General features: G+C 48.6%; 10 protein-coding genes. 5 read left to right on the top strand and 5 right to left on the bottom strand.

The window, feature by feature from the left end; translation table 11 throughout:
- Window positions 1–337: 337 nt before the first annotated feature.
- Both KU855_RS07740 and ycaO read right to left on the bottom strand, forming a co-directional pair.
- The gene (locus KU855_RS07740) at window positions 338–1,246 is read right to left on the bottom strand and encodes a LysR substrate-binding domain-containing protein (protein ID WP_218529722.1); all 909 of its coding nucleotides are present in this window, start codon (window positions 1,244–1,246) and stop codon (window positions 338–340) included.
- A gap of 240 nt (window positions 1,247–1,486) precedes the next feature.
- A complete protein-coding gene (ycaO, locus tag KU855_RS07735) occupies window positions 1,487–3,247 on the bottom strand; it encodes a 30S ribosomal protein S12 methylthiotransferase accessory factor YcaO (RefSeq protein ID WP_256260922.1) in 1,761 nt (586 codons plus the stop codon).
- A 180-nt stretch (window positions 3,248–3,427) separates the two neighbouring features.
- Between ycaO and KU855_RS07730 the strand changes: the two genes are divergently transcribed.
- The 3 genes from KU855_RS07730 to yfcC all read left to right on the top strand — a co-directional run bounded on the left by KU855_RS07730 (window position 3,428) and on the right by yfcC (window position 6,735).
- Window positions 3,428–3,646: a hypothetical protein gene (locus KU855_RS07730; protein WP_256260921.1), complete on the top strand. Its 219-nt coding sequence runs from the start codon at window positions 3,428–3,430 to the stop codon at window positions 3,644–3,646.
- Window positions 3,643–5,085, top strand: a complete 1,443-nt coding sequence (gene panF, locus KU855_RS07725; protein WP_218529720.1) for a sodium/pantothenate symporter — start codon at window positions 3,643–3,645, stop codon at window positions 5,083–5,085. Before KU855_RS07730 ends, panF begins: the two co-directional genes overlap by 4 nt.
- A 117-nt stretch (window positions 5,086–5,202) precedes the next feature.
- Complete coding sequence (gene yfcC / locus KU855_RS07720) at window positions 5,203–6,735, top strand: putative basic amino acid antiporter YfcC (protein ID WP_218529719.1); 1,533 nt, start codon at window positions 5,203–5,205, stop codon at window positions 6,733–6,735.
- Between the two features lie 55 nt (window positions 6,736–6,790).
- Here the strand turns inward: yfcC and KU855_RS07715 are convergent, their stop codons facing one another.
- Window positions 6,791–7,753, bottom strand: coding sequence for a TDT family transporter (locus tag KU855_RS07715; RefSeq protein WP_218529718.1), 963 nt, complete (start codon window positions 7,751–7,753; stop codon window positions 6,791–6,793).
- 203 nt (window positions 7,754–7,956) lie between these two features.
- Here KU855_RS07715 and KU855_RS07710 point away from each other — a divergent pair, with 203 nt between their 5' ends.
- Window positions 7,957–8,664, top strand: a complete 708-nt coding sequence (locus KU855_RS07710; protein ID WP_218529717.1) for a TetR/AcrR family transcriptional regulator — start codon at window positions 7,957–7,959, stop codon at window positions 8,662–8,664.
- Between the two features lie 222 nt (window positions 8,665–8,886).
- Here KU855_RS07710 and cysK read toward each other — a convergent pair whose 3' ends face one another.
- Window positions 8,887–9,855 (bottom strand): cysteine synthase A, encoded by a 969-nt coding sequence (gene cysK, locus KU855_RS07705; protein WP_218529716.1) that lies wholly within the window; start codon window positions 9,853–9,855, stop codon window positions 8,887–8,889.
- A gap of 210 nt (window positions 9,856–10,065) precedes the next feature.
- On the opposite strand from cysK, the gene KU855_RS07700 reads away from it, so the two are divergent.
- The gene (locus tag KU855_RS07700; protein ID WP_218529715.1) at window positions 10,066–11,187 is read left to right on the top strand and encodes a beta-ketoacyl-ACP synthase III; all 1,122 of its coding nucleotides are present in this window, start codon (window positions 10,066–10,068) and stop codon (window positions 11,185–11,187) included.
- Between the two features lie 229 nt (window positions 11,188–11,416).
- Here the strand turns inward: KU855_RS07700 and KU855_RS07695 are convergent, their stop codons facing one another.
- Window positions 11,417–11,998 carry a S41 family peptidase gene (locus KU855_RS07695; RefSeq protein ID WP_218529714.1) on the bottom strand — a complete coding sequence of 194 codons (582 nt, stop codon included), beginning with the start codon at window positions 11,996–11,998 and terminating at the stop codon, window positions 11,417–11,419.
- Window positions 11,999–12,065: the final 67 nt, after the last annotated feature.

Below are 12,065 nucleotides of genomic sequence, written 5' to 3'. Positions count from 1 at the left end.
AGCCATTTAACGTAGCGGTTGTCGCTTTGGCGAATAAGTTAGTGCGGATAGCGTGGTCAGTGTTATCGACCAAGCAAGCATTTGAAGTAAGAGTTTAAGCCGAGTTTGCAGATGATAAAAAAGATGGAAGAACGGTCAGACCACTAGATTGAAGACCTGACATAAAAAACAGCAACGCAGTATGCTTTGGGCTTTTTGAGGACAATCTAGCGCGGAACTCATCGTGGAGCGGGTGGTTGCACCTAATGAAGACTCCGAATACATTAGCGCAAACCAACCTCGTTATCGGAAATATCATTTGCAATAACGAGGCGGACCATACATTTTTTATGGAGAATTAGCAAGGGTTGAGCGCTTTTTGTTTAGCGAGGCGTTTCGCTTGAGCCAGCACGCATTCTCGCAACGGGTTGTCATTATTATCATTGCGCCAAATAAAACTGAGACTGCGTTGCATGTCGAGCTCAGGGGTGGTGATTAAGGCTAACTCACCGCTATTAATATCATCGATGACATCCAACCAAGGCAGGGCACTTAAATAACTGCTGCCCTTGACCAAGGCCTTTAAAATACTGACCTGCTCGTATTCGCGCCAGACATTGAGTTTATCGATTTTACCGTGAATGGCGCCATCAAAAATACGACGAGTGCCAGCCCCAGGTTCTCTTAACACCCATTTGGCGACAGCGAGTTGTTCCACTGAGACGTGGGCGCGATTGGCATAGGGATGTTCCGGAGCTCCGACAATCACTAAATGATCATCAACCCAAGGTAGGGTGACTAATCTGGTATCATCGCTGCGGCCTTCAATCACGCCGAGATCGACGTCGAAGTTCAGCAAGCGTTGGATCACAGTCTGCGTATTTTCTACATTTATATGCAACTGCAATTGTGGAAAGTCACTATCAATTTTACTGATAAGCTCGGGGATCAAGTGTTCGGCGGCGGTTTGGCTGGCACAAATGTTAAGATCGCCACAAATCACGTGCTGATCATGCAAGCCACTCTCAATTTGACGGGCATCATTGAGTAAATTTCGCGCCTTAGGTCTTAGCCAATGTCCCCAATGACTTAGCACTAAGCGGTTACCCTGACGACTAAACAGCGGACGTCCCAGTTGGTTTTCTAATTGGGATAGCGACATACTCACGGCCGATTGCGTCATCATCAATTTTCGTGCTGCCGCACTCACACTTTCTTGGCTAGCAATCGCATCAAAAACTTCAATTTGTTTGAGTGAGTATTTCACTTGGGGTCTCAAGCAGAAGATAATGCGCCATGGTAATGAGGGCTGGGTTATGACTCAATAGCTTGCAGTAAGACTTGGCAGGATCTTCGATTGGAATCACGCTCTGAACTGGCGTTTTGTGAGGCGCAACTAACTTTAGCTAGGCTGTTATAATTACTTGCTTATTTAGGGATTAATGAAATAGTGCGAGTGAATCAAACACTCGCACTGTGGGTTAATCAACTAAGGCTTCAATAGGGCTTAGCCCCAATGTGCGCGAGCTTTAGCCACTTGCAACTTTTGGTAGGCTTGCAGCAATTTTTGATGCTTAGTAAAGTCAGTTAGCTGACGTATATGCATCAAGTCATAGCCTTGAGCCGTGTTATGCACATGGGCCAATGCCGCTGCATAATCTTGCTCACCAAACATACGTTTAAAGGCATGGTGATATTGGTTAAGATCGCCGTCGGCCAATTGGATGTTTAAGATGGCTTGTACGGCGTGATAAAAGCGTAAACGGCGCTGTTGCTCACAGCTGATACCGCCAGCGTTAAAGCCAGTGGTCCATTCGGCCCATTCCAAGGCAACTTCCAAATCTCCAGCGGCTAATGCTAACAAACAGCGCAGCTCACCGACTCGCAGGGTGCTCCATGGCGAACTGGCATCAACGCCGAGGCCTAGGAGTTGGTCTAACGGCTGGAATTCATCAACATCAAGCGCATCGAGGCTGTGGCTAATGTCTGCCGCTAAGGCCGCATCTTGTTTAGCATCAATCCACTGCTGAATCTGCTGGCGCAGGGCCATAGCGCGGTTATTGTTTACCCAAGTTAACTCGTAAACGGGGTAGATCTCAGAGTAGCCAGGCACCAGCACGCGGCATGCATAGGTTTGCAGGTGGCTATAATCGGCAATATATACGTCCGCGCCCAGATCATGGAACATGTTGAGCAGGTGATGGAATTCTTCATCGGTGTTGCCGTCAAAGTTCCAATCCACAAAATCAAAATCGCTATCTGCTCGGAACAGATCCCATGACACTAACCCTGATGAATCAATAAAGTGAGTTTCCAGATTGGTGTGATCGGCCACTTCATCATTATCAAAAGATGGCGCTGGGAAAATATCGAGATCTTTGAGACTACGGCCTTGTAATAATTCGGTGACCGTGCGCTCTAAGGCAATTTCAAAGCGTGGGTGAGCCCCGAACGAAGCAAAACAGCCGCCATTTTCTGGGTTAAATAAGGTTACACAAATGACCGGATATTCGCCACCTAATGACGCATCAAAACAGGTGATTGGAAATCCTTGTTGTTCAAGCTCATCGATTGCCGCCACCACCTTTGGAAAACGCTTTATCACCTCAGTAGGAATTTCAGGCAAACTGATACATTCGGCGATGATGCGGTTTTTAACATAGCGCTCAAAACATTCACTTAAGGCTTGGGTGCGAGCTTCAGTGGCGGTGTTACCGGCTGACATGCCGTTTGACACAAACATATTGCCGATAATATTCATCGGAATATAGGTCACCTGATTATCTGACTGGCGTGTGAACGGCAGGGCACAGACCCCGCGCTCAGGATTCCCTGATTGTAGATCCACCAAGCCTGCCAGAGTGACTTCATCTTCAGGATCATAATGTTGCCATAAGGCGTCATTCATTAAGCCGGCCGGACGTGGGTTATCACTGATCGGGAACCATTTTTCATTGGGGTAGTGAACAAAATCGCCATTGGCGATCTCGCTGCCTAAATAGAAGTCGGCAAAGAAATAGTTACAAGCCAAACGTTCAAAGTATTCGCCAAGGGCACTGGCAAGTGCGGCGTCACGGCTGGCGCCTTTACCATTGGTAAAGCAAGCAGGGCAATTACGATCACGAATATGCACAGACCAAACATAGGAGACAGGATTAAGCCAAGAAGCTTCTTCGATATCGAATCCCAGTTCGACTAAGCGCTGTTGCATGGTGGCAATGGAAACTTCTAAGGCTTCGTCTTTGCCTGGAATATAAGTGTGATTCATAACATCCTCATTAACATAAGGTGACGTGCTCCACGTCACAATTGCGCACATTGTATCGGGAAGCGCGCCAAAGTGAAATGATACTTGTTTGCTAAGGCATTGCGCGTTGGGCTGACCGATGACAAATGCCTGCAAATGGTCTAGAATCGCGCGTTTTCCGGTGTTGGCTAGTTTCAGTTTATGTTTACTTCTTCGCGAGTGTCACGGCGCAAACCTGCCTTGGTAATTTTAAGCCTTGTCGGCGGCTATTTTTTGCTGTGGGCAGGGGGTCCTTTGTGGTTATCACAGAGCGGCACTTGGCTCGGCATGCCGATGTGGTTTTGGGGTTCTTGTGTTGCCGCCCCTGTCGCCTTGCTCGGCGCGTTATTGCTTCTTTGTCAGCAGCAGGATAAGTCATGACCGCATTAATTGCTGTAATCCTCTATTTGCTGTTTAGCCTTTACGTTAGCCGCAAAATCGCTAGCCAGATGCAAACCGGGTTGGCCGCAGATAAAGCCAATCGCTTTTTCATTGGCGGCCGAATTCTGAATGGTCCGCTGTTGGCGCTGACCTTAGTGGCGACTTATACCAGTGCCAGTTCCTTTATTGGTGGGCCAGGCGCAGCCTATAAAATTGGTCTAGGCTGGGTGTGGTTAGCCTTGATCCAAGTGCCCGTGGCGATGTTAACTCTCGGGGTGCTTGGCCCTAAATTTTTAGCGTTAAAAGAGCGCCACGCAACCTTGCTCGAATGGTTAACTCATCGTTTTAATAACCCTTATCTGAGCGGCTTGGCCATCGTCAGCTTAGTGGCGGGTTTTATTGCGATGATCACAGTGCAGTTTATTGGCGGTGCTCGCATGTTTGCCGGTGTGAGCGGCATTAGCTATGAGCTGGGGTTAGCCATCTTTGTGGTCACTGTACTGGCCTATACCTTAACCGGTGGATTTCGCGCGGTGGCCGCCACCGATGCGGTGCAAGGTATTGTGATGGTTTTAGGCATAATTATTTTGCTGATCACGTTATTAGTCAAAGGCGACGTGCCGGCGATGTTGGCCAAGCTTAATGCCGAGCACAGTCCGTTATTGTCGCCGTGGGGCAGTGAACAACAATTGGGCTGGCCGATGATGCTGTCCTTTTGGGTGCTGGTGTGTTTTGGCACTTTAGGCTTACCGCACACTGTGGTGAGATTATTGGCGGTGAAAGATAAACAGGCGTTACGCACCGGCATGATATACGGCACAGCGATTAGTTTGCTGATGACATTATTGCCGCACTTGTGTGGCTTTTTTGGCCGAGCTATCTACCCCGATCTTACGGTGCCGGATCAAATCATGCCCAATTTGATTTCGGGATTATTTTCGCCGTGGGTGGCTGGGTTATTGTTAGCGGCGCCGATAGCGGCGGTGATGTCATCGGTGGATTCAATGCTATTGCAGTCGGCGGTCACCTTAGTGAGAGATGCGGTGGTTAATGTGAGGCCGCAATTGTCGAGTCAGCATCAACTGAGCTTAACTCGGGTTGCCATGCTATGTATTACCCTATTAGCCGCCTGGTGGGCTCTCAAGCCACCGGATATGATAGTGTGGTTAAACTTAGCCGCATTTGGTGCCCTACAATCTGTGTTTTTATGGCCTGTCGTCGCCGGTATTTTTTGGCCAGCGATTTCCGGTGAAGCCGCTTTAGCCGCCATGCTCACTGGATTGGCTAGCTATCTATTGGCCTTTACGTCTGGGCCATTGCCTTATCATATTCATGCGATAGTGCCGGCTTTAATCATGTCATTGCTGTCGATGTTGCTAGTGGTCGCTATCCAGAGCTACCGCCATAAGCACTGTTCTGTCACTGACGGTGATAACTAGCTGAGGTTATTGCATATTTAAGCGTCTAATGCGACCCAGTTGGCATTCTTCATCTGGGTTCTCATTAAAATTTAGTTTATATTGCTGCCTCTTCTAATAATAAAAAGGGTCAGCCCCATGTCGTTGACATCATCGATTGACACCACCATGGCTCAAGGTCGTCGCTGGCAAATGCCAGATACCTTAGTCATTATTTTCTTTGTGGCGATAGCCGCGGCCATCTTAACTTACCTGATCCCTATCGGTTCGTTTGAGACCCAAGAAGCTCACTATGTGATGGATGGGGTCGAGAAAACTCGTCAAGTGGTTGATCCCGACTCCTTTCGCTATGCCTTAGACGAGCAAGGTGAACCCAAATTAGCCCCAGTTCCTTTGTTTGCTGGTGGCGGCGATGTCGGCTTTTTAAATTTTGCCTTTGAAGGGCTGACCTCAGGTTCTAAATGGGGCAGTGCGATAGGGGTCATCATGTTTATGCTGGTGATCGGTGGCTCGTTTGGGATTGTGATGGCCACCGGCACTATCGATAACGGAATTTTGCGCCTAATTGATAAGACTCGGGGCAATGAGAAACTGTTTATCCCGGTGTTGTTTACCTTGTTTTCCCTCGGCGGCGCAGTATTTGGCATGGGCGAAGAGGCCATTGCATTTGCAATCATTATCTGTCCATTAATGATCCGCCTAGGTTATGACGGTATCACGACCGTGATGGTGACCTACGTCGCTACCCAAGTAGGTTTTGCCTCGTCATGGATGAATCCCTTTGGGGTCGCGATTGCGCAAGGCATCGCTGGCGTGCCGGTATTATCAGGGAGTGAGTTCCGCTTGCCAATGTGGGTATTGTTCACCTTACTCGGTATCGGCTTTACCATGCGCTATGCCCACCGTATTCAGTTAGATCCCCGCGCTTCATTCAGTTATCACTCGGATGCCTATTTCAGGGAACAACAGACAAAATCGTCACTTGAAAGCCGGTTTGGCGTCGGCGATTGGTTAGTGCTTGGGGTGATTGTTGCCACCGTGGCTTGGGTGGTCTGGGGCGTGGTAGTGCATGCTTGGTTTATCCCTGAAATCGCCAGTCAGTTTTTTACCATGGGCTTAGCTGTCGGGGTGGTTGGAGTATTGTTTAATCTTAACGGTTTGACCGTCAATCAACTGGCAACCAGCTTTAAGCAAGGGGCTGCCACCATGATAGAGCCGGCGGTACTGGTGGGCTGTGCCTCGGGTATTTTATTACTGCTCGGTGGTGGCAAGGCCACTGAGCCGAGTGTGCTCAATAGTATTTTATCGGCGGCAGGCAGCGCCATTGGCCAATTACCGGATGCATTATCGGCGTGGTTTATGCTGGTATTTCAAGGCGTATTTAATTTCTTCGTGACCTCAGGGTCTGGGCAAGCCGCACTGACTATGCCGCTGATGGCGCCACTGGCCGATTTAGTGGGAGTCAGTCGGCAAGTGGCTGTGCTGGCCTTCCAGCTCGGGGATGGTCTCACTAATATCTTAGTCCCAACCTCGGCCTCATTAATGGCGACCCTCGGTGTTTGCCGCGTCGATTGGGGCCTGTGGTTAGCGTTTATTTGGCGCTTTATGGTGGCGTTATTTGTGGCCGCCAGTGCGGCGGTGATCTTCGGCCATTATATTGGCTTTGCTTAACTCAGCCGGAGTAGAAACTAACAACAGCGCTTAATGCGCTGTTGTTGTTTGTGGCTTAGGCCGCGCGGTGGCGAAACGGTAGATAGTGCAAGATATACCTCAGAGCAACATACCCAACGACCGCCGTGGCGATGAACAGCTCAATAACGGCGAGGGTGTGCACCGTATGACTCAAGTTGGCCGTTAGGGAAAAAGTGGCTAACCAAGCCGCGGTTTTAAAGAGTGCCGTGGCGCCGATGACCATCGGAAAAGTAAAGGCGGCATACGCAGGACTAAAGGGCAGCTTCATTAAGTGAAAGAAGGCCAGATAGATGACACCAGTCATCAGCAGTGCAATGCTGACCAATAGACTGACAATCGCAATGGATGGATGACTGGTAATCGTCAGGTAGCCGGCTAACGATAAGCTGGCAGGGGCCGCTAAAATGGCAATGCTGGGTTTAGCGGCGTCAGCAATTGGCGCCCCAAAAATCAAGCGATATAACATGATAGGTAATATCAGCAGATAACAAAGCATGCCAAAAATCACAATGACTTGAGCTAGCAAATCAAAACCTTGCCCAGGAAACGTGACTGCGGCCACCACAATACCAATGGGGGGAACAAACCAGCTAGGCACCATATGATCTAAGTTAAAATCTATCGCGCGGTAATAGACAAAAGCTCCCAAAAATACCAGATGAATTGCAATCGCCGCTAACCATAACGCGAGGCCAAATTGTACCGAATAAATACCGATGGCTTTTGAGACCACCATTATGGCCATGGCATAGGTAGGTATGACGCTGCCAACCACAGGATGACTGAGTTCATTGCGCAGCACTTTAGGGTGGATCATAAATTTAATACTGAGCAAAAGCAGCATAATGGCTGCAATTATCGCACAGATAATTTGTGCTTGGCTGTCTAGCTGGCTAGACATGGACTCCCAACACCAACCTAGACTGGCGATGCCTAAAGCTAATCCTGCCATTGGGCTAGGAAGCGCTGCTAATTTTTGTATCCAAGGGTGTTGCATGGATGCTCTCTGTATCAAATGAAGGGGAACTGCCGCTATTTTACGGCAAGTTCATGCCTCATAATATTTGATTAACTAAACTTAAAGAGTAAGAAAAACTTAATCATAAAAGAAAGTCGTCCGATTTCTTGAGATTAGCTTGAGTCTTAGCGGTCAATGTAACAGGATTGTGATTAATTTTGAGGCGATGACAGTGACGGTTAATGAAGATTGATATTGCAGACGCCCAAGTCGCGCAGCAGGCTAACAGATATACCTTTACGTACTTAGGCCGTCAGACTCACCGTAAAGATGGGATTAAGACTCGGCACGCGCTGCTCAAGGCGTGCATCGAAATTATTGCGGCGCAAGGGGTGCGGGGCGTGCGTCACCGCGCGGTTGCGCAGCAGGCCAACGTATCCTTAGCGGCAACGACTTACTATTTCGAAGATATACAAATGCTGATCCATGATGCTTTAACCTATTTTGCCGAGCTGGTCTTGGCTGATGGTCAGCAATTAGAGCATTCGGCCTATGAGTTAGTGGCGCGTGCGAGAGATGACGAAGGTCAGCTAGGCATGACACGGCAAATGTTAGCGGCGCAATTATCACAGTTGGTGGTGTCTCATATACAGCAGCAAGTGATGGATAAAGACGCGCGACTTGTGGAGCGTATCTTCTTCCAAGAAGCCTTGCGCTGGCCACTATTAGCCACCACCATAGTGCAATTGGAAGACATGATCTTAGCCAATATTGAGCAATTTTTTAGTCAACTTAAGGTAGATATGCCGCATTTAGCCGCCCACAGTCTATTGGCGCTGATCCGACATTTTGAATATTATCTCCTAATCAATGACACTGATAAGTCGGCGATTGCAGCCGCGAGTATTGAGCATTTCTTTTTGCATCTCATCCCAAGTTCAGTGCCGTAATGCGCGGGTATTTTGCTGCTGCGAATACACAGGCAAATACGCAGGCAGACTAATGTCACTAGGCTGACTAAGCGCTCACCCATGTAAGTGGCAGTGTCGAGACGCAGTATTACATAGCAAAGAGCCCAACAAGTTGGGCTCTTTGTGAATGCCACAGGCTATGGCTTTTGTGAACGCTATGGCCTGCGGATGACTTTAGCGGCTGGCGAACATCCGGCGTCGTTATTGCTCGGTTTCTAATTCGCTGAACTGGCCTTGAAACAAGGGTGAGCTTAAGTAGCGCTCAGCGGCTGAAGGGAGGATCACCACAATGTTCTTACCTTCAAACTCAGGTAATGCGGCAATGCGGTTGGCGGCTACCACGGCGGCGCCAGATGAAATGCCGACCAAAATACCTTCTTCTTTCATTAAGCGATGCGCCATGGCAATGGCATCGTCATTGCTGACCGCTTCGACTCGGTCTATCAGTGACAAATCGAGGTTACCGGGAATAAAGCCGGCGCCAATGCCCTGAATTTTATGAGGGCCAGGCTTAAGCTCTTCTCCTGCCAATGCTTGGGCTATCACGGGTGAGTCCACCGGCTCTACCGCCACAGTGACGACATCTTTGCCTTGGGTATGTTTCAGGTAACGACTGACGCCTGAAATGGTGCCTCCGGTACCGACCCCTGCCACAAAGACATCGACGTTACCTTCGGTCGCTTGCCAAATCTCAGGTCCGGTCGTTTTTTCATGAATTTGCGGGTTAGCAGGGTTATCAAACTGGCCTAATAACACATATTTTTCGGGATTTGAGGCACGGATTTCTTCGGCTTTATCAATGGCACCTTTCATGCCTTTTGGCCCTTCGGTCAACACTAAATTGGCCCCGAGTGCCTTGAGCAGTTTGCGGCGCTCAAGACTCATGGTGCTGGGCATGGTGAGGGTCAGGGCATAACCGCGAGCGGCGGCCACATAAGCTAACGCAATGCCGGTATTGCCCGAGGTTGGCTCAATAATTTCTTTGCCAGCCGTCAGCAGACCTTTACTTTCAGCATCCCAAATCATGTTGGCACCGATACGGCATTTGACACTGAAACTTGGATTTCTTGCTTCAATTTTAGCCAGAACTCTGCCATTGCTGACACGATTTAAGCGTACCAAAGGGGTGTTGCCTATGGTCAGTGAATTATCTTCAAAAATTTTACTCATGGATCTGGCTCCTTCGATTTGACTGCCTTAAGCATAACTAGCTAATACGGAAAGTGAAGTGACTGTTTGCTCTTGTATATTACTTCTGGTTATAAAATGAATTGCTGTTATTTATATAGCTAAATTGCTCTTGGCGGCGGTGGATTATTTTAGTGTCATCTTAAGCCCTGGCTTGCTAAGGTTAATTAACGTTTTCATAAGGAAAGACAGATGAAGCCGATAGTGATCAGTGGCAGTGGCTTATACACACCTCCTGAGGTCATCACCAATGATGAACTCGTGGCCAGTTATAACCAGTACGCCGACAATTATAACCAGCAACATGCCGCTGCCATTGCGGCGGGTCACACCGAGGCATTGGCGATGTCGTCGGTCGAGTTTATTGAAAAAGCCTCGGGAATTAAGCAGCGCCATGTGATCTGTAAACAAGGGATGTTAGATCCTCAAGTGATGATGCCACTCATTAAGCCACGAGCCGATGATGAGTTGAGCTTACAAGCCCAAATGGGGGTAAGCGCGGCAAAAGAGGCGTTAGCTAACGCCGACTGTCAGGCGGGCGACATTGATTTGGTGATTGTCGCCTGTGCTTATACCCAGCGAGCTTACCCAGCCATTGCGATTGAAATTCAACAGCACTTAGGCTGCCAAGGTATGGCTTATGATATGCAAGTGGCTTGCTCATCCGCCACCTTTGCCATTGCGAATGCGCGCGCGGCGATCATGGCGGGCTTAGCCCATAAAGTGCTGGTGATTAATCCTGAAATTTGTACGCCGCAAATTAACTTACGTGACCGAGATAGCCATTTTATTTTTGGCGATGTCGCGACAGCCTTAGTGATAGAGCCTGCGCAAGAGCGTGGGCGTCAACGGCCGTTAATTATAGAGTCCCTTAAATTAGTCACGGACTATTCGAGCAATATTCGCAGTAACTTTGGCTTAATCAATCGTTGTGATCCGGACACAGAGCACAGTGCCAACAATTTATTCAGTCAACAAGGGCGCAAGGTATTTAAAGAGTTGTTGCCGATGATTCATCAGCACTTAGCGCAACAATTGCAAGAGACGCAGTTGAGTGCCTTCGATTTTAAACGTTTCTGGTTGCATCAGGCCAACATCAATATGAACCTCTTTGTCGCCAAAAAGCTATTGGCAGACAAGGTCACGCCTGACTTATGTCCGGTGGTGTTAGACAAGTATGCCAACACCGCCTCGGCGGGCTCGATTATCGCTTTACATTTATATCGCGATGATTTTCAGTCGGATGATTTGGGACTTTTATGTTCCTTTGGCGCAGGCTATTCGATAGGCAGTGTCATATTGCGCGCCTTGTAATGACAGGCCGCGCCATGAGCCGAGGTTTATTCAGCTAGTTGAAATTGGTCTGTTTCAAGCCAACGCTGAGTCGCCTCAACTTCTTGTTGATAGCCGTTGATAGCCGTTGAGAGGCTTGTGAGGTCAGAATCTTTGGCCGCAAATTGGAGTAATCAAGCGCACCATAACCGCGACGGCCGACTAACTTTACGTTGAAGCCTTGGCGGATCGCCTATAAATACTCTTCACATCAGCTGCCGCAATAGCTGTCTATTAACACTGCCACCTGCTGTGGCGCAATATTGTCAGCGTCAGATTGATCATATTGCAAGGCTGGTTGCCCTTGGGGGAGCACATAGTCTCCGCTTTTTCCCTGCTGCATGGCACGGACCACAGGTGCGATAAATTGCTCACAAGCGAGGTTGTCCTCTTGGGTGCTGCAAATGTCCATTTGCGCCTTAATATTGTCTTTTGTTACCAGAAATTCAGCGTTTTGACGGATAGTTTGGTTGTGCAAAACCCAAGCTAATCGTTGCTGATAGCTGCTATCACTACCGCCGCCATTGTTGCGTACATCGATTATCCAATCGGGGTGGCTATCAAAGCTGGCGCGATTGTTATTGAGCAAGGCTTCGATTGGCGCTTGATATTGCCAAGAAAAACTCGGCAAAGTCATTAATAAAGTGAGCTTGGATAGTGACGTAAATTGCGGAGAATAAGGATCCCTTTGGATAGTTGGCTCTTGCGTGACGGCTGCATTGTCATGAGTCGCGTTCAGCAATGACATAATGGCTAAATGACCTGGGCGCCATTGGCGTAAATAGCCGGCCATAATTGCTTCACACTGGGTTAATTGCGTGATGTCTTGCGCTAGGGCTTGTTGCTGCGCCTTGTCAAAG

It is taken from the genome of Shewanella sp. NIFS-20-20, from assembly GCF_019209865.1.
GTDB lineage: Bacteria > Pseudomonadota > Gammaproteobacteria > Enterobacterales > Shewanellaceae > Shewanella.
The sequence above is the reverse complement of the archived record's forward strand: the minus strand, read 5'-3'. Positions and strand labels throughout refer to the sequence as shown.

Excerpts from the sequence above, each read along its gene's own strand:
- yfcC (WP_218529719.1), top strand. The coding sequence starts at position 5,203 with ATGTCGTTGACATCATCGATTGACACCACCATGGCTCAAGGTCGTCGC.
- panF (WP_218529720.1), top strand. The coding sequence starts at position 3,643 with ATGACCGCATTAATTGCTGTAATCCTCTATTTGCTGTTTAGCCTTTAC.
- KU855_RS07730 (WP_256260921.1), top strand. The coding sequence starts at position 3,428 with ATGTTTACTTCTTCGCGAGTGTCACGGCGCAAACCTGCCTTGGTAATT.
- KU855_RS07695 (WP_218529714.1), bottom strand. The coding sequence starts at position 11,998 with ATGGCCGGCTATTTACGCCAATGGCGCCCAGGTCATTTAGCCATTATG.
- KU855_RS07715 (WP_218529718.1), bottom strand. The coding sequence starts at position 7,753 with ATGCAACACCCTTGGATACAAAAATTAGCAGCGCTTCCTAGCCCAATG.
- KU855_RS07700 (WP_218529715.1), top strand. The coding sequence starts at position 10,066 with ATGAAGCCGATAGTGATCAGTGGCAGTGGCTTATACACACCTCCTGAG.
- KU855_RS07710 (WP_218529717.1), top strand. The coding sequence starts at position 7,957 with ATGAAGATTGATATTGCAGACGCCCAAGTCGCGCAGCAGGCTAACAGA.
- ycaO (WP_256260922.1), bottom strand. The coding sequence starts at position 3,247 with ATGAATCACACTTATATTCCAGGCAAAGACGAAGCCTTAGAAGTTTCC.
- cysK (WP_218529716.1), bottom strand. The coding sequence starts at position 9,855 with ATGAGTAAAATTTTTGAAGATAATTCACTGACCATAGGCAACACCCCT.